The organism is Streptomyces sp. NBC_00341 (assembly GCF_041435055.1).
Taxonomy (GTDB): Bacteria; Actinomycetota; Actinomycetes; order Streptomycetales; family Streptomycetaceae; genus Streptomyces.
In genome coordinates this window covers 6,528,297-6,545,951 of sequence record NZ_CP108002.1, presented here as the reverse complement: position 1 = coordinate 6,545,951, position 17,655 = coordinate 6,528,297, and the positions used below count along the sequence as shown (strand labels likewise).

Annotated in this window: 13 protein-coding genes; 3 read left to right on the top strand and 10 right to left on the bottom strand. The window is 71.4% G+C overall.

All coding sequences use genetic code 11. The features are described 5' to 3' along the window. Positions 1 to 444: a 30S ribosomal protein S16 gene (gene rpsP, locus OG892_RS29560; RefSeq protein ID WP_073739096.1), complete on the bottom strand. Its 444-nt coding sequence runs from the start codon at positions 442 to 444 to the stop codon at positions 1 to 3. A 158-nt stretch (positions 445 to 602) separates the two neighbouring features. Next, a complete protein-coding gene (locus OG892_RS29555; RefSeq protein WP_073739095.1) occupies positions 603 to 1,196 on the bottom strand; it encodes a hypothetical protein in 594 nt (197 codons plus the stop codon). Between the two features lie 534 nt (positions 1,197 to 1,730). Here OG892_RS29555 and OG892_RS29550 point away from each other — a divergent pair. Then, positions 1,731 to 2,591 (top strand): methyltransferase domain-containing protein, encoded by an 861-nt coding sequence (locus OG892_RS29550; protein ID WP_328865270.1) that lies wholly within the window; start codon positions 1,731 to 1,733, stop codon positions 2,589 to 2,591. A gap of 85 nt (positions 2,592 to 2,676) precedes the next feature. Here OG892_RS29550 and ftsH read toward each other — a convergent pair whose 3' ends face one another. The 6 genes from ftsH to OG892_RS29520 all read right to left on the bottom strand — a co-directional run bounded on the left by ftsH (position 2,677) and on the right by OG892_RS29520 (position 12,467). Next, complete coding sequence (gene ftsH, locus OG892_RS29545; protein WP_073739093.1) at positions 2,677 to 4,599, bottom strand: ATP-dependent zinc metalloprotease FtsH; 1,923 nt, start codon at positions 4,597 to 4,599, stop codon at positions 2,677 to 2,679. Positions 4,600 to 4,770: 171 nt separating this feature from the next. Further along, on the bottom strand, positions 4,771 to 6,321 hold the full coding sequence (ffh, locus tag OG892_RS29540) for a signal recognition particle protein (protein ID WP_073739092.1): 1,551 nt from the start codon (positions 6,319 to 6,321) through the stop codon (positions 4,771 to 4,773). A gap of 131 nt (positions 6,322 to 6,452) precedes the next feature. Then, entirely contained in the window at positions 6,453 to 8,906 is a 2,454-nt protein-coding gene (locus tag OG892_RS29535) for a [protein-PII] uridylyltransferase (RefSeq protein WP_328695468.1), read from the bottom strand. Between the two features lie 32 nt (positions 8,907 to 8,938). Next, complete coding sequence (locus tag OG892_RS29530) at positions 8,939 to 9,277, bottom strand: P-II family nitrogen regulator (RefSeq protein WP_003965965.1); 339 nt, start codon at positions 9,275 to 9,277, stop codon at positions 8,939 to 8,941. Then, positions 9,274 to 10,626: an ammonium transporter gene (locus tag OG892_RS29525; RefSeq protein ID WP_073739090.1), complete on the bottom strand. Its 1,353-nt coding sequence runs from the start codon at positions 10,624 to 10,626 to the stop codon at positions 9,274 to 9,276. Before OG892_RS29525 ends, OG892_RS29530 begins: the two co-directional genes overlap by 4 nt. A gap of 365 nt (positions 10,627 to 10,991) precedes the next feature. Beyond that, positions 10,992 to 12,467 carry a hypothetical protein gene (locus OG892_RS29520; RefSeq protein ID WP_073739089.1) on the bottom strand — a complete coding sequence of 492 codons (1,476 nt, stop codon included), beginning with the start codon at positions 12,465 to 12,467 and terminating at the stop codon, positions 10,992 to 10,994. Positions 12,468 to 12,905: 438 nt separating this feature from the next. On the opposite strand from OG892_RS29520, the gene OG892_RS29515 reads away from it, so the two are divergent. Then, on the top strand, positions 12,906 to 13,565 hold the full coding sequence (locus OG892_RS29515; protein ID WP_073739088.1) for a bifunctional DNA primase/polymerase: 660 nt from the start codon (positions 12,906 to 12,908) through the stop codon (positions 13,563 to 13,565). A 97-nt stretch (positions 13,566 to 13,662) separates the two neighbouring features. Here the strand turns inward: OG892_RS29515 and ftsY are convergent, their stop codons facing one another. Then, positions 13,663 to 14,859 carry a signal recognition particle-docking protein FtsY gene (ftsY, locus tag OG892_RS29510; protein WP_073739087.1) on the bottom strand — a complete coding sequence of 399 codons (1,197 nt, stop codon included), beginning with the start codon at positions 14,857 to 14,859 and terminating at the stop codon, positions 13,663 to 13,665. 214 nt (positions 14,860 to 15,073) lie between these two features. On the opposite strand from ftsY, the gene OG892_RS29505 reads away from it, so the two are divergent. Next, positions 15,074 to 16,039: an LLM class flavin-dependent oxidoreductase gene (locus tag OG892_RS29505; protein WP_327339245.1), complete on the top strand. Its 966-nt coding sequence runs from the start codon at positions 15,074 to 15,076 to the stop codon at positions 16,037 to 16,039. A 60-nt stretch (positions 16,040 to 16,099) separates the two neighbouring features. Here OG892_RS29505 and OG892_RS29500 read toward each other — a convergent pair whose 3' ends face one another. After that, complete coding sequence (locus OG892_RS29500) at positions 16,100 to 17,518, bottom strand: sugar porter family MFS transporter (protein ID WP_073739085.1); 1,419 nt, start codon at positions 17,516 to 17,518, stop codon at positions 16,100 to 16,102. Positions 17,519 to 17,655 lie beyond the last annotated feature (137 nt).

Sequence of the window (17,655 nt, the reverse complement as noted above, 5' to 3'; positions counted from 1 at the left end):
TCAGGCCTCGGTCGACTCGGCGGGCGCAGCTGCGTCAGCAGCCTCGTCCGCCTTCTTGTCGGCCTTCTTCGCCTTCTGCGTGATGGCCTCGCCCTTGGACTCCTCAGCGGTGTCCTTGGTCAGGGCCTCGAACAGGGCGCGCTTGTCAGCCTTCGGCTCCGGCTGCAGAAGCGGCGCGGGGGCCGGGAGACCCTTGTGGGCCTGCCAGTCACCGGTGAGCTTCAGGATCGCGAGGACCGGCTCGGTCGGCTGGGCGCCGACGGACAGCCAGTACTGCGCGCGCTCTGCGTTGACCTCGATGCGCGAGGGGTTCTGTACCGGGTGGTACAGGCCGATCTCCTCGATGGCCCGGCCATCACGGCGGGTACGGGAGTCGGCGACGACGATGCGGTAGTGAGGCGAACGGATCTTGCCCAGACGCTTCAGCTTGATCTTGACTGCCACGGAAGTGGTGTCTCCTGGTCTATGACGTGGTTGGGCACAACGAAGATGCCACGTGGGGTTGCGGTACTCGGAGTGCCCGATGGACGCGTCAGCCGGAGGAGAGAGGGGTCCTATGCGACTGTCGAGTACAGCTAGCCATTGTGCCACACCACATCGGCTCACCCCACCGCGACCACTGCCTCCGGGATCCGGAACGGCTTTCCGCAGCCGCCGCAGACGATCGGGGCCTGTGCGAGGACCGAGGGGACCACGCGCACATTGCGACCGCAGTCGCAGACGGCCTTGACCCGCACGCCCCCTCCGGAGGAGCCGTGCCGGGCGGCCGGGCCGCGGAAGGAGCGCTTGGTGTCGGCGGCGGTGGCCACGGTGTGCGCCTTGAGGGCGCGCTGCAGCCGTTCCATCGTCGGCCGGTACCGGCGCTTGGCCTCGGGGTTGAGCGTGACCAGGGAGAAGCCACTGCTGGGGTGGGGCTCCTCCGCGTGGTCGAGGCCCAGCTCCTCCGCGATCGCGAGGAATCGGCGGTTGTGGTAGCGGCCGGCGCGAGAGGTGTCCCGGACACCTCTCGCGGCGGCGATGCCATGGACTGCCTCATGGAGCAGCCGTTCGAAGGAGAGCTCGGCGCCACAGGCGGACGAGGATTCTCCGATCAGGGACTCGGGCGCGGCAAGATCGGGCAGCTCGGGGTGGTACCGCTGAATGTCGGCCCACGCCTGTGCCAGCTCTGCGGCAAGTACAGGTGGTGTCGTGCTCACGTCGTGACAACGAGCGCGAGTGCCCCGGTGTTCCGATTCCGGGCCATCCCAAATAATTTGCACGTACCAGTCAGTTGCCGTTGATGCGTCCTGACGAGGGCGGGTGCGCTGATCTGCGGAGAACTCTCACAGCTCGCACCAAGGTGGTACGTAGCGACGTGTACGCCCGAGCGCGTAGACCGCGCGTACGCCCCCTGAGTCCCGCACTACCCGGGCGCCCGGGGCGCCGACGGGCGCCGGCCGCGGGAACCGACAGTACCGGGGCCCGCTCCGCACCGCCCACCCCCTCCCCCGGGCGGCTCGACGCCACGGGTCGGCGCTCGACGTGCCCGGCCCCGCCCGCCGGGTGAGACTGGACCGGCGAGCGGTACCGGAGGCAACCATTGCCCGTAGACCCCTGGACGCGGCGGCGGATGAGCAGTTCCCTGGCATACGGGGGAAGCGCGGCCGCAAGCACGGGGGAATCGTCCACTCGGACAGGACCGACCGGCAACACCGGCATCACCGGCAACTCGGCGGATTGGGGCGCATTCCATGACACCAACGCTCGTCCGGCACCACAGGCACGCGGATCCGTCCGCCCCGGTGGACACCGGGTCCCGGGCCCGTGACTGGGCCGAGATCCAGGAACGGATGCTCGCGCCGCTCTACGAGGCGGTGTACCGGCGGCTGGAGGTGGGGGCCGCCACCCGGATGCTCTCGCTCGGCTGCGGCTCCGGGCTCGCGCTGCTGATCGCGGCCGGCCGCGGGGCCCACGTCACCGGCATCGACACCGACCCGGAACGCCTCGCGCTCGCCCGCGCCCGGCTGCTGCCGGACCCGGCCCAGGTGGGCGGCGCCGGGCCACCGGCCACCGGGCCATGGCTCCTGGACGGCGTCCCGGCCGTCGCGCCGGACCAGCGGCCGTACGGCCTGATCACCGCGTTCACCCCGATCGGCTGCGCGGCCGACGACGCGGAGGAGCTGGTGGGCGCGCTCGGCTCCGCGGTGCCGCTCGCGGCCCGGGGCAGCACCGTCGTACTGACCGGCTGGGGCCCGCCCGAGCGGTGCGCCACCGCGGCGGTGCTGCGGGTGGCGGCCCGGCTCGCGGAGGGGACGGGTTCCCCCGGGGCGGGCGGCTGGCTGGGCGCGCAGCGGGACGATCTGGAGGACGTGGCGTTCCGGACCGGGCTGAAGCCCGACGGCTCCGGGCGGGTGGCGTGCCCGTTCGGCTACGCGGACCTGGACAGCGCGGTCCGGGGCCTGCTGTCGACCCGGCTCTTCGACGCGGCGGTACGGGCGACGGACCGGACCCAGGTGGAGAAGGAGGTGGCGGAGGCGCTGCACCCGCACCTGCGCCGGGACGGCACCGTCTGGATGCCCAACGTGTTCCGCTATCTCGTCTGCACGACGTAGCGGCCGACCCCGGGTCCTGTCCGCACGCTGCACGGCTCAGGCGCGGCCCCGGGCCTGCCGGGCATCGCGGCGCCGGCCGGGACCGCTACGGCTTGTCCAGCCGGGTGACGCCGGCGGCCCGGTAGGCGGCCACCTCGTCCAGCGTCTCGTGCTCCAGCAGCGCCCCGGCCAGCGAGTCCAGCCGGTCCCGGTTGTTCCCGAGGAGCCGGCACGCCTCCTCGTAGCACTCGTCGACGATCCGGCGCATCTCGCCGTCCACCGCGTCCAGGGTGGCGGGCGCGGCGCTCAGGCCGTACGCCTGCTGGGCATCGGCCGGGATCGCCGTCAGCCGGCCCACCTTGTGGCTCATGCCCCAGCGGCCCACCATGCCCCGGGCCAGAGCGGTGACCTGCTCCAGATCGCTCTCCGCGCCCGTGGTGACGACGCCGAACACCACCTGCTCGGCCGCCATCCCGCCGAGCGCTCCGATGATCCGGCCGCGCAGGTACTCCTCGGTGTACGCGTACTTGTCGGCGTCCGGCGTGGAGAGCGTGACCCCGAGTGCCCGGCCGCGCGGCACGATGGTGACCTTGCGGACCGGGTCGGCGCCGGGCTGGAGCATCCCCAGCAGCGCGTGTCCGCTCTCGTGGAAGGCGGTTCTGCGGCGTTCCTCGTCCGACATGACCAGCGAGCGCTCCGCACCGAGCTGGACCTTCTCCAGAGCGTCCGAGAGATCGGCGCCGCTGACCTCCCGCTGCCCCCGCTTGACGGCGAGCAGCGCGGCCTCGTTGGCGAGGTTGGCCAGATCGGCGCCGGTCATCCCCGGGGTCGCACGGGCCACCTGGCCCAGGTCCACGTCCTGCGCCATCGGGATCTGCCGGGTGTGGATCTCCAGGATCGCCTCCCGGCCGGTCCTGTCCGGCGGGCTGACCTGGACGATCCGGTCGAAGCGGCCGGGCCGGGTGAGCGCCGGGTCGAGGACGTCGGCGCGGTTGGTGGCCGCGAGCACGATCACGCCCTCGGAGCCGGAGAAGCCGTCCATCTCGGTGAGGATCTGGTTGAGCGTCTGCTCGCGCTCGTCGTGCCCGCCCATGCCGGAACCGCCGCCCCTGACCCGTCCGATGGTGTCGATCTCGTCGATGAAGACGATGGCGGGGGCGACCTTTCGCGCCTCGGAGAAGAGCTCCCGGACCCGGCCGGCCCCGACGCCGACGATCATCTCGATGAACTCGGAGGCAGAGGCCGAGAAGAACGGCACCCCCGCCTCCCCCGCGACGGCCCGCGCGAGCAGCGTCTTTCCGGTGCCGGGCGGACCGGCGAGGAGGACGCCCCCTGGCATCCTGGCGCCCATCTCTCGGTAGGCGTCCGGGTTCTTCAGGAAGTCCACGACGTCGTCGAGCTCGCCCTCGACCTCGTCGATGCCGGCCACGTCGTCGAAGGTGGTGCGCCTGCCGCCCTCCAGCTCTACCGGCTTGGGTGGTGCCTTGCGGCCGAAGCCGCCCATCCCGCCGCCCATGCCGCCCTTCGACATCCGCCGGGCGATGAACACCCAGAGCACGACGAGCAGCAGCATCGGCGCCAGCGAGATCAGCAGGTTGGCCAGGAAGCTGCGCTCCTTGACGACCGGTTCGGCCGTGACCGTGACGTCGTCCTTGACCAGTTCGGCCCAGAGGTTGTCGTCGGCGAAGGCGGGCCGCTGGGTGACGAACTTGGTGTACTTGTCGTCCTTCTTGCCCGGGACCTTCGCCTCCTTCTTGAGCTGCCCCTCGATGGCATCGCCCTTGGAGTAGATCTTGGAGACATTGCCCGAGGTGACCTGCTTGCTGAACTCCGTGTACGCGATCGTCCGCTCCTCCTCGCCGTTGAAGAAGGAGAGCAGCAGGTTGGCGATCAGATAGACGACCAGCGCGGTCAGCAGCAGTCCGCCCCAGCCCCCGGGCATCTTCCGGCGGGGCGGCGGGGGCGGTGGCGCGCCCTCGGAGCGCCAGGGCTGGTCGGTGCGGTCGCGGGGAGGTACCGGACTGGTCACGCGCGCTCCTCTGCCGACAGCCGTTGAGCCGACATTAAGGGAGAAACACGGACGAAGCCCTCGGAGCGGCGGTCCGCTGGGCCCATGGAGGGAACGCCGCTCCCCCGCACACGCCGGAGGGGGCGCCCGCCGTGAAGCGGGCACCCCCTCCGGGACATGACACGGGCTCGGTCAGCCCATGAACTTCTTGAACTCGTCCGGCAGCTCGAAGTTCTTGTCTTCCTGACCGGCCGGCAGGCCGAGCGCGCCGCCCTGCGCCGCCGCCTCGCGGCGGGCGGCCTCGGCCTGCTCCTCGGCCTTGCGCTTCATCGGGTTGCCGCTCTTGCGCTTGCCCTTGGCCTGCTTCACCTGCTTCTTCTGCCGGCCGGGACCACCGCCCATGCCCGGCATCCCGGGCATACCCGGCATGCCGCCGCCCTGCGCCATCTTCGACATCATCTTGCGGGCCTCGAAGAACCGCTCGACCAGGCTCTTCACGGCGCTGACCTCGACACCGGAGCCCTTGGCGATACGGGCGCGACGCGAGCCGTTGATGATCGTCGGCTCGGCGCGCTCCTTCGGGGTCATCGACTTGATGATCGCGGCGGTGCGGTCGACGTCGCGCTCGTCGATGTTGTTGATCTGGTCCTTGATCTGCCCCATGCCGGGCAGCATCCCGAGCAGCTTGGAGATGGAGCCCATCTTCCGGACCTGCTCCATCTGGGCGAGGAAGTCGTCGAGCGTGAAGTCCTTGCCCTTGCTGGACGCCAGCTTGGAGGCCATCTTGGCGGCCTCGTCCTGGCTGAAGGTCTTCTCCGCCTGCTCGATCAGGGTGAGCAGGTCACCCATGTCGAGGATGCGCGAGGCCATCCGGTCCGGGTGGAAGGCGTCGAAGTCCTCGAGCTTCTCGCCGTTCGACGCGAAGATGATCTGCTTGCCCGTGACGTGGGCGATCGACAGGGCCGCACCGCCTCGGGCGTCACCGTCGAGCTTGGAGAGCACCACACCGTCGAAGCCGACGCCGTCGCGGAAGGCCTCCGCGGTGTTGACCGCGTCCTGGCCGATCATCGCGTCGACCACGAAGAGGATCTCGTCGGGGCTGACGGCGTCGCGGATGTCCGCGGCCTGCTGCATCAGCTCCTGGTCGATGCCGAGGCGGCCGGCGGTGTCGACGACCACGACGTCGTACTGCTTGGTACGGGCGTGCTCGATCGAGTCCTTGGCGACCTGGACCGGGTCACCGACGCCGTTGCCCGGCTCCGGTGCGTACACCGCGACGCCGGCGCGCTCGGCGACGACGCTCAGCTGGTTGACGGCGTTGGGACGCTGGAGGTCACAGGCGACGAGCAGCGGGGAGTGGCCCTGGCCCTTCAGCCAGAGGCCGAGCTTTCCCGCGAGGGTCGTCTTACCGGCGCCCTGGAGGCCGGCGAGCATGATCACGGTGGGCGCGGTCTTGGCGAACCGCAGCCGCCGGGTCTCGCCACCGAGGATGGAGACGAGCTCCTCGTTGACGATCTTGATCATCTGCTGCGCGGGGTTCAACGCCTGGGAGACCTCGACGCCGCGCGCCCGCTCCTTGACGTTGGCGATGAAGGACCGGACGACGGGCAGGGCGACATCGGCTTCCAGCAGGGCGATACGGATCTCGCGAGCCGTGGCGTCGATGTCCGCCTCGGACAAGCGGCCCTTGCCCCTGAGGTTCTTGAAAGTCGCGGCAAGGCGGTCGGAGAGAGTATCGAACACGGCGCTCGTCGGTCCTCAGGGTCGGGGGCGGGATGGGTCAGTCGTTCCCCAGGGTATCCGGACGCCGTGGAACGCAAAGCCCTCGCCCGGTTCTCGTGACGGACGAGGGCTGCCGCACGCGGTGAAAGCGCTCAGCCGAGCGCCTTCTCGACCTCCCGGGCCAGCTCCGCCGCACGCTCCGCCGCCAGGGGCCGGCCGTCCTGATCGGTGACATAGAAAGCGTCCACCGCGTTGGACCCGAGCGTCGACACATGTGCGCTGCGGACCCGTACCGCGCTCTGCTCCAGGGCCCGGCCGATCCGGTGGAGCAGCCCCGGGGCGTCCTGGGCGCGCACCTCGATCACCGTGGCCAGCCGCGAGCCGGCCGCCGCGACCTTCACCCGGGGCGGCGGGGCCTTCACCCCGCGCCGGCGCGGGTAGGCCGCCTCCCGCTCGGCGAGCCGGGAGCGGATGTCCAGCGAGCCGTCCAGGGCGCGTACGAGATCGGCGCGCAGCCGGGCGGCCTGGGGCAGGGACCCGTACTCGGCGGCGACCCGCCAGCTGAGCAGCAGGACGTCGGCGCTCCCGCCCAGCTCGGTGGGGAGCTCGACGGCCCGCAGGTCAGCGGCGCGGACGGTGAGCCGGTGCAGGGCCAGCACCCCGGCGGCGGCGGGGAGGACCCCGGGCCGGTCCGGGAGCGCGATGAGAAGTTCGACGCCGACGGGTTCCGGGGCGTCCTCCTCGTGCGGGGTCTCGGTCTGGGCGTGCAGGGCGAGGACCGGCTCGCCGGTGCGCAGGGCCTCGATGGCCAGGCGTTCCTGTTCGGCGCTCGGGGCCGCGGGCTCGGGCTCCTCCGGTTCCTCGCCGGCGAGGACCGCCGCGACGCGTTTGACCAGGTCCGTGACGAGGGAGGCGCGCCAGGCGGACCAGGCGGCGGGCCCGGTGGCGAGCGCGTCGGCCTCGGTGAGCGCGTGCAGCAGCTCCAGGGTGGAGGCGCTGGAGACGGCGGTGGCGACGGAGCGGACGGTCGCCGGGTCGTCGAGGTCGCGCCGGGTGGCGGTCTCGATGAGCAGCAGGTGGTGGCGGACGAGGGTGGCGATGACGCCCACGTCGTGCGGCTCGAAACCGATCCGGGCGGCCATGTCGCGGGCGATGACCTCACCCGCGACGGAGTGGTCGCCGGGCCAGCCCTTGCCGATGTCGTGCAGCAGGGCGGCGACGAGCAGCAGGTCGGGGCGGCCGACGCGGCGGGTGAGGGAGGAGGCGCGGACGGCCGCTTCGACGAGGTGGCGGTCGACGGTCCAGGTGTGGACGGGGTTGCGCTGGGGGCGGCAGTGGACCCGTTCCCAGTCGGGCAGCAGCCGGGTGATCAGCCCCTCCGCTTCGAGGGCCTCCCAGACGGGCACGGTGGCCTCACCCGCGCCGAGCAGGGTGACGAGCTCCTCCCGGGCCTCGGCCGGCCACGGCACCGGCAGCGGCTTGGCGGCGCCCGCCAGGTGGCGTACGACGTGGCGGGAGAGCGGGAGTTCGGACTGGGCCGCGGCCGCGGCGGCGCGCAGGACGAGCACCGGGTCGCGTTCCGGCCGGGCGGTGCGGGCGAGCACGACCTCGCCGTCCGCCTCGACGACGCCGTCCGCGAGCGGGCTGCGGTCGACGGCCGGGGCCCTGCCGCCGCCCAGCATGGCGCGCAGCCTGGGGCGGGCCGAGCGGGCCCGCAGCACCCGGTTGACCTCGCGCCAGGTGACGTCGGTGGCGTACGAGACGGTGCGGGCGGCCTCGTACACCTGGCGCAGCAGGGCGTCGGCGTCCAGGAGACCGAGGGCGCCGGCGACCTGGTCCTGTTCCTGGAGGGCGAGGCGGTCGGTGGCGCGGCCGGTCGTCAGGTGCAGGGCGTCGCGGGCGTCCAGCAGGACGCGGCGGGCCTCGGCGAGGCCTTCGCGGGGTGCGTCGGCGACCCAGGAGGCGGCGACGGCGCGCAGGGCGGTGGCGTCGCGCAGGCCGCCGCGGGCCTCCTTGAGGTCGGGTTCCAGGAGGAACTGGAGCTCGCCCTGGCGTTCGGCCCGTTCGCGGCAGAGCTCGTCGAGCGCGGGCAGCCGCTTGGGGGCCTGGTTGCGCCAGTCCGCGAGGATCGCGGTGCGCAGGGACGCGACGAGGCCGAGGTCGCCGGCGACGGGCCGGGCGTCGAGCAGCCCGAGCTGCACCTTGAGGTCCTCGCCCGCCGTCCTGCGTGCTTCGGCGGGGGTGCGTACGGAGTGGTCGAGGGCGAGACCGAGGTCCCAGACGGGGTACCAGATGCGGTCGGCCAGGGTGGCGACGGCTCCGGCGTCGGCGCTGCCGTCGTGCAGGAGCAGCAGGTCGAGGTCGCTGCGCGGGGAGAGTTCGCCCCGTCCGTAACCGCCGACGGCGACGAGGGCGGCGCCGCGGACGCCGGCGTGTGCGGTGGCGGAGGCGAAGAGGGCGCTCAGCCAGTCGTCGGTGAGCGAGGCGAGGGCCGCACGGCGCGGCGGCCCGGACCGCGCCTCTCCCTGGAGGAGGCGCAGCCGGGCCGCCGCATAGCCGCTGGGTCCCGAGTCCTCGGATTCGGTGGTCACTTCGGTACTCGTCACCCAGCTGCCTTTCCGTTCACGTCAATCGTCGGTCAGAGTGCGTCGGGGCCGCGTTCGCCGGTACGGACCCGGACGGCGGTCTCGACGGGCACGCTCCAGACCTTGCCGTCACCGATCTTGCCGGTCCGGGCCGCCTTGACGACGACCTCGATGAGCTGTTCGGCGTCCTCGTCCTCGACGAGCACCTCGATGCGGATCTTCGGGACGAGGTCGACGGTGTACTCGGCGCCCCGGTAGACCTCGGTGTGGCCGCGCTGGCGCCCGTAGCCGCTGGCTTCCGTGACCGTGAGGCCCTGGACGCCGAAGGCCTGGAGGGCCTCCTTGATCTCGTCGAGCCGGTGTGGCTTGACGACTGCGGTGATGAGCTTCATGCGTCCACCTTCTTGTTCGTCGGGGCTGCCGTGGTGCCGGGGCCGGGAGGCGTGGGGCGGGAGGACAGACCGCCACCGGCGCCGCTGAAGTCGTACGCGGTCTCGGCGTGCTCGACCTGGTCGATGCCGGAGACCTCGTCGTCCTCCTCGACCCGCATCCCGATCGTCCGGTCGAGGAGGAAGGCGAGGACCGCGGAGACGACCAGAGAGTACGCGAGGACGGCGAAGACGCCGACGGCCTGCTTGCCGAGCTGGTCGAGCCCGCCGCCGTAGAAGAGGCCCTTGGCGTCGGACTGGACCCCGCCGGTGGCGAAGAAGCCGATGAGCAGGGAGCCCGCGATACCGCCGACGAGGTGGACGCCGACGACGTCCAGGGAGTCGTCGTAGCCGAACCTGTACTTCAGGCCGACCGCCATGGCGCACAGCACACCGGCGATGGCACCGACCGCGATGGCGCCGAGCGGGCTCACCGCGCCGCCCGCCGGGGTGATGGCGACGAGTCCGGCGACGGCGCCGGAGGCGGCGCCCAGGGTGGTGAAGGAGCCGTGGCGGAGCTTCTCGTAGCCGAGCCAGGCGAGCATCGCGGCAGCGGTGGCGACCTGCGTGTTGACGAACATGACCGCGCCGACGCCGTCGTCGTTGCCGAGCCACGAGCCGGCGTTGAAGCCGAACCAGCCGAACCAGAGCAGTCCGGCGCCGAGCATCACGAGCGGCAGGCTGTGCGGCCGCATCGGGTCCTTCTTGAAGCCGACCCGCTTGCCGATGACGAGGATCACGCCGAGGGCCGCGGCACCGGCGTTGATGTGGACGGCCGTACCGCCGGCGAAGTCGATGACGCCGAGCTCGTACAGCCAGCCGCCCGCGCCCCAGACCCAGTGCGCGACCGGGAAGTAGACGACGGTGACCCAGAGGGTGATGAAGAGCGCCCAGGAGGTGAACTTGACCCGGTCCGCGAGGGCGCCGCTTATCAGGGCCGGGGTGAGGACGGCGAACATCAGCTGGAACACGGCGAAGACGTAGACCGGGATGGTGTAGCCGTCCCAGAGTTCCGTGACGCCGATCCCGCTGAGGCCGGCGAAGTCGGAGCTCCAGCCGATGAAGGAGCCGATGTCGGAGCCGAAGGCGAGGCTGAATCCGTACAGCACCCACAGGATCGTGACGATCCCGAGGCTGATGAAGCTCATCATCAGCATGTTGAGGGTGCTCTTGACGCGGACCATGCCTCCGTAGAAGAAGGCCAGGGCCGGGGTCATGACCATCACGAGGGCGGAGCAGATGAGCATGAATCCGGTATTGGCGGCAGACAGCGTCGGGGCGTCTGCTGCGAACGTCGTGATGCCTGGGGGCATCGGCGTCTCCTCGTCGTCGGTGCGGCCGCGTGCGGGCGATGGGGGCACAACCACGTGCGGAACCACTGGGGAAAGGGGCCGTCCTTATGCGCCATGAGATTCGCTCAGCGCCGTTTCCATGGATGCCGCGTGGTGTTTCGCCGCAGTGACGAAGGCGAGCGATGTGTTACGTCCCCATGAACCGTCCGTGCTGTTCCCGCGCTCGCACCTACTCTGCGGCCGGGGCCGCATACGGTGCGGTTACGACGCTCCGGTAGGGGAACGACCACACGAACCGGCCACGGCGACCACCCACTGACCTGGCAATCGGGGGAGCCGAAGTCGGTCTGTGCGGGGTGGCCGTCGTGGCCGGGGCCTGGGTGCCTTCAGACCGCTTCCGCGGTCTCGGGCAGCTGTTCGGTGAGGAGATCGGTGAGTTGGGCGACCTCGGGGATGTCCCCGAAGTCCCTGGCGGCGGTGTCGACCGTCTTGCGCAGCCGCGTGTTGACGCGCTCGGAACGGACCTTCTTGGCGACGCGCAGCGCCTTCTCGGCCAGCACGGTGGACTCCTCGGGCTCGCGCTTGAGGAGGTGGACCGTGGCGAGACCGATCAGGTTGAGGGCGTAGGAGCGCTGGTGCTCGTCGTCCTCGCCGAAGAGCTGGACCGCCTTCTGCATGACGGGTTCGGCCAGCGAGGCGTACGTGGGGCTGCGGCCGGCCACGTAGGCGAGGTCACGGTAGGAATGGGAGTTCTCGCCGTTCAGCTCGGCGTCAGAGAAGAAGCGGATCCAGTCGGGCTCGGGCTCGCCGTCGATTCCCGCGTCGAGGAAGGTGTCCTCCGCCATCCGGACCGCTCGTTTGCACTTGCTGGGCTGGCCCATGTTGGCGTACGCGCGGGCCTCCATCGCATACAGCATGGCCTGGGTCCGCGCGGTGGCGCAGTCCCGGCTGCCGTACTGGGCGAGGTGGATCAGTTCGAGGGCGTCGTCCGGCCGGCCGAGGTGGATCATCTGCCGGCTCATGCTGGACAGGACGTACGAGCCGAGCGGCTTGTCGCCGGCCTCCTTGGACGCGTGCAGGGCGAGGACGAAGTACTTCTGGGCGGTGGGCTGGAGGCCGACGTCGTAGCTCATCCAGCCCGCGAGCTCGGCCAGTTCGGCGGCGCAGCGGAACAGGCGTTTGGCGGTGGCGGCCGGCTGCGGCTCCTGGAGCAGGTCGGTGACCTCGTGGAGCTGGCCGACGACGGCTTTGCGGCGCAATCCGCCGCCGCACTGCGCGTCCCACTGGCGGAACATCGCGGTGGTGGACTCCAGCAGGTCGAGCTCGGGGCCGGAGAGCCGGGAGGGGCGGCGGGCGGCGGCCTCCGGATCCGGCTCCGCGGCCGCGGCGGCGGTGACGGGCACCAGCCAGCGCTGCATGGGTTCGATGAGGGCGGGACCGGCGGCGAGGGCGAGGGAGCTGCCGAGGAAGCCGCGGCGGGCGAGCATCAGGTCACTGCGGGAGAACTCACTGAGCAGGGCGACGGTCTGGGGCCCGGCCCAGGGCAGGTCGACGCCGGCCACCGACGGGGCCTGGTGCGCGGCGCGTAACCCCAGGTCCTCGACGGCCACGACGGAGCCGAAGCGCTCGGAGAACAGCTCGGACAGGATGCGCGGGATCGGTTCACGCGGCTGCTCGCCGTCCAGCCAGCGCCGCACCCGTGAGGTGTCGGTGCTGATGTGGTGGGCGCCCAACTGGCGTGCCCTGCGGTTCACCTGGCGGGCCAGCTCGCCCTTCGACCAGCCGCTGCGCACGAACCATGATCCCAATTGCCCGTTGGGGCGCTTACCGGCATTCGAATCGCCTGCGCCGCTGCCACTCACTGGAACGCCCCCATCCCGCCGAAATACCGCCCGCCTCGAACCATTCTCAGAATGCCGTGAACCGATCCTGTCCGTACGGAGGTTGCACACCGTTGCCCACCATCGAACAGGGAATCGAGTTGCCTCCGGCATACCCATGGGCGCACATACTTCCATGGTTCGTGTACCGACGGTAATCCTACGATCACCCCCTCGGGGAGGGTGATTGCGGAAACGCCACCATTCGCCACCCCTTCGGATGAACGCCACCGCAGCTGAGCGCGATTCACTTGACAGGTGACGATCAGCGGTAGGCGCAAAGGTGCATTCAGCGGCGCGCGAATGGGTTCGGACACTCCGGTGTACGCCCCGCGCCCGGCCGGACCAGCGCGCGACGGCGGAGTGTCACGATTGAACCGCGTTCCGTAACCACCGCGAGTCGGACCCGTTGGAGGGGGCATGGGCTTCACGATCGGCGGCATCCGCGAACTGCGATCCGGCGCACGGCGCCGCGGCCGTGCGACCGAGGGCACCGCGGTGGCCGAGTACACGGGGTTATGGGGCTGGGCCGTCGCACCGGGTGCGCGGGCCTCGAACGGCAGCTGCTCCTGCGGGGCGGCCGACTGCCCCTCCCCCGGCGCGCATCCACTGGACTTCGCACGTGAAGTGCCCGCAGGGGCGACGCTCGACACCGCGGCACGGGCGTGGGCCGAGGTGCCCGGCGCCTCGATGCTGCTGCCGGTGGGCCGCAGCTTCGACGTCCTCGAAGTCGCCGAGCAGTCCGGGCGCCGGGCGCTGGTGCGGATGGAGCGGATGGGCCTGCCGCTGGGCCCGGTGGCCGTGACGCCGGCCGGACGGGCGCAGTTCTTCGTGGCGCCGGGCGCGGCCGCCGGACTCCCCCAGCTGCTGTACCGGATGGGCTGGGACGACGCGGAGCTGGACCTGCGGGCGCTCGGCCTCGGCTCCCACGTCACCGCACCGCCGTCCGACCAGGGCGGCCTCGGCCCGGTCCGCTGGCTCCGCCCACCCGCCCTGGACACCGCGGCGGCACCGCCGGAAGCGCGGCTGCTGCTCGGCACGCTGGCGTACATCTGCCACCGCTGGGCCCTCTGCGGCTGAGCCCGCCCGGCGGGCCCGCACAGCGAAAAGCCCGGCCGCCCCGATGTCCGGGCGGCCGGGCCGATTCCTGTCCGGGCTGTTTCCTGTCCGGGCGGTCTCAGTCCCCGATCAGGGCGTCCACGAACGCCTCCGGGTCGAAGGGGGCCAGGTCGTCCGGCCCCTCGCCGAGCCCGATCAGCTTCACCGGTACGCCCAGCTCGCGCTGGACGGCGATGACGATGCCGCCCTTGGCGGTGCCGTCCAGCTTGGTGAGCACGATGCCGGTGATATCGACGACCTCCGCGAAGACCCGGGCCTGCACCAGGCCGTTCTGCCCGGTGGTGGCGTCCAGGACGAGCAGGATCTCGTCGAGCGGCCCGTGCTTCTCGACCACCCGCTTGACCTTGCCGAGCTCGTCCATCAGACCGGTCTTGGTGTGCAGCCGGCCCGCCGTGTCGATCAGTACGACGTCGGCGCCCTCCGCGATGCCCTCCTTCACCGCGTCGAAGGCGATCGAGGCCGGGTCACCGCCCTCGGGTCCGCGCACGGTGCGGGCGCCCACGCGCTCGCCCCAGGTCTGGAGCTGATCGGCGGCGGCGGCACGGAAGGTGTCGGCCGCGCCGAGTACGACGCTGCGGCCGTCGGCCACGAGCACCCGGGCGAGCTTTCCGGTGGTGGTGGTCTTTCCGGTGCCGTTGACACCGACGACCATCACGACGCCGGGGGTGTCGACGCCGCTCTCCGTCTTGACCGCACGGTCGAAGTCGGTGCCGAGCAGGGTGAGGAGTTCCTCGCGCAGCAGCGAGCGCAGGCCCTCCGGGGTACGGGTGCCGAGGACCCGGACGCGCTCGCGGAGCCGTTCCACCAGCTCCTGGGTGGGTGCGACGCCGACGTCGGCGGTGAGGAGGGTGTCCTCGATCTCCTCCCAGGTGTCCTCGTCGAGGTTGTCCCGGGACAGGAGCGTGAGCAGCCCCTTGCCGAGGGAGTTCTGCGAGCGGGCGAGCCGGGTCCGCAGCCGGACCAGACGGCCGGCGGTGGGCTCGGGAACGTCGAGCGCGGGGGGCGCGACGGCCTCCGGGGCCTGCTCCTCCTCGGCCTCTGTGGGCGGGAGCCCGACCTCCTCGATGGTGCGGCGCGATTCGTCGCGCGGCGTTTCGGCCTCCTCGCCGACATGGGGCTCGGCGGGAGGAGTGATGGTCGGCGTGCTCGACGGTGCCGGGGGCAGCTGCTTCTTCTTGCGGCTGCTGACCACGAGCCCGCTGATCACGCCGACCGCGACCAGGGCGATGACTACAGCAAGGATGACGAATTCCATAACCCACCCAGTATCAGTCACGCGCGGGAACAATCGGGGAATGGCCGTTCCGCAGGGGGCCGGGTGCACGATATTCCCTGTACGCCGACCGCTCCGCCCGCACGCGGCACCGCCGCGCCCCGGGGTAGGGCGGTACGACGCACCCCTACACTTCTGACGCTGCGTCAGCTACTGTCCGGCCTCGCCCAGCCCGCCCGGCGAAGGGGACAGTGTCATGGCCTTCACAGTCGTCCGGTTCAACCTCGTCGATCCAGCCGCCACGCCCGACTCGCTCTCGGCCCGCTACCGCGCGGCCCTTGACATGGCCGCGTACGCCGACGAGCACGGCATCGACACCGTACAGACCGAGGAGCACCACGGGGCCGCCAACTCCTGGCTGCCCTCGCCCTTCGTCCTGGCCGGGGCCGTCTTCGGGGCGACCGGCCGGATCGCGGTCACGGTGTCCGCGGTGATCGGGCCGCTGCACGACCCGCTGCGGCTGGCGGAGGACATCGCGGTGCTCGACCTGCTGAGCGCGGGTCGGCTGGTCACGGTCGCGGGGATCGGCTACCGGCCGGAGGAGTACGAGCGGGCGGGCGTCGAATGGGGCAGGCGCGGCCGGATCCAGGACGAGCTGCTGGAGACGCTGCTGCTCGCGTGGACCGGGGAACCGTTCGAGTTCCGCGGCCGCACGGTCACGGTGACCCCCCGGCCGTTCACCCGGCCGCACCCGCTGCTGCTGGTCGGCGGCAGCTCACGGGCGGCGGCGCGGCGGGCGGCGCGGCTGGGGCTGCCGCTGTTCCCGAGCGCGCATCTCCCCGAGCTGGAGGCGTACTACCACGAGCAGCGCGCGGAGCACGGCACCGAGGGATTCTGCATGATGCCCGCGGCCGAGACGCCCCTGCTGCACGTTTCCGAGGACCCGGACCGGACGTGGGCCGAGTACGGGGAGCACTTCCTGCACGAGGCCCGTACGTACGCCTCCTGGCAGTCCAAGGACATCCGCTCGGCCGTCCGCTCGGCGGCCACCACGGTGGCGGAGCTGCGCGAGGAGGGCGTCTACCGGATCGTCACCCCTCAGGAGTGCGCCGATCTGGGCCGGGAGCTCGACAGCCTGGTGCTGCATCCGCTGTGCGGCGGGATGCCGGTCGAGGAGGGGTGGCGCAGTCTGCGGCTGTTCTGCGAGGCGACCGGCGGCTGACGGAGTGAGCCGCGCGGGGTACGGCGTGAGCCGTGAGCCGCGCGGCGTGCACCGTGGAGGTCAGCCCATCTCCTCCAGCGTCTTGCCCTTGGTCTCCTTGACGAACTTGAGGACGAAGGGGATCGAGAGCGTCGCGAAGCAGGCGTAGATGATGTAGGTGCCCGACAGGTTCCAGTCGGCGAGGCTCGGGAAGCTCGCGGTGATCGCCCAGTTGGCGATCCACTGCGCGGACGCGGCGACGCCGAGCGCCGCGGCGCGGATCCGGTTGGGGAACATCTCGCCGAGGAAGACCCAGACGATGACACCCCACGACAGGGCGAAGAACAGCACGAACACATGGGCGGCGACGAGCGCGACGACGCCCTGGGTGTTGGGGAGCTTGCCGTCGACCAGGTTGGCGGAGAAGGCCCATGCCTCGAAGGCGAGCGCCACGGCCATGCCGCAGGAGCCGACGAGAGCCAGCGGGCGGCGGCCCACCCGGTCCACCAGCACCATCGCGATCACCGTACCGATGATGTTGATGATCGAGGTGGTGAACGAGTAGAAGAACGAGTCGGTCGGGTCGATGCCGACGGACTGCCACAGCGTCGCCGAGTAGTAGAACGCCACGTTGATGCCGACGAGCTGCTGGAAGACCGACAGGCCGATACCGACCCAGACGATGGGCAGGAAGCCGAGGCGGCTGCCCAGCAGATCCTTGAAGGTCGACTTGTGCTCGCGGTGCATCGCGGTCTCGATCTCGGTCACCCGGGCGTCGAGATCGACCCCCTCGCCCTCGACCTCCGAGAGGATCTGACGGGCCCGGTCCTTCTTGCCGACCGAGATCAGGAACCGCGGCGACTCGGGGATCGCGAAGGACAGCAGACCGTACAGAACCGCGGGCACGACCATCACACCGAGCATCCACTGCCAGGCTTCCAGGCCGCCGATCTTGCCGCGCTGGTCGCCGTCGGCGATCTGCAGGATGCCGTAGTTGACCAGCTGGGAGATGGCGATGCCGATGACGATCGCCGCCTGCTGGAAGGAGCCGAGGCGGCCCCGGTAGGCGGGCGGCGAGACCTCCGCGATGTACGCCGGGCCGATCACCGAGGCCATGCCGATGGCGAAGCCGCCGATGACGCGCCAGATCGCCAGGTCCCAGAGCGCGAACGGGAGCGCGGATCCGACGGCGCTGATGGTGAAGAGGACCGAGGCGATCTGCATGCAGCGGATTCGGCCGATCCGGTCGGCGATGCGGCCCGCGGTGGCCGCGCCGATCGCACAGCCGATGAGGGCGATGGCGATGACCTGGGCGAGCGTGCCGGAGCCGATGTCGTACCGGCTGCGGATCGCCTCGACGGCGCCGTTGATCACGGAGCTGTCGTAACCGAAGAGGAAGCCGCCCATCGCAGCGGCTGCCGTGATGAAGATGACATGGCCGAGGTGGTCCGGATGGGCCGCTCCGGCTCCGGACTCGGGTCCCTGCGATGTGCTGGTCACGTGAACTCCTGGTGCCTGGCCGCAGACGCAGGCGTGGGGGGCGAGCTGTACCCAGTGGCGCATACGTTCACCTGTGCCACCACTTGACTGTGGAACAGCTGCCACGGGGACCGCGTGTTCAATCCCCGACCCCGGCG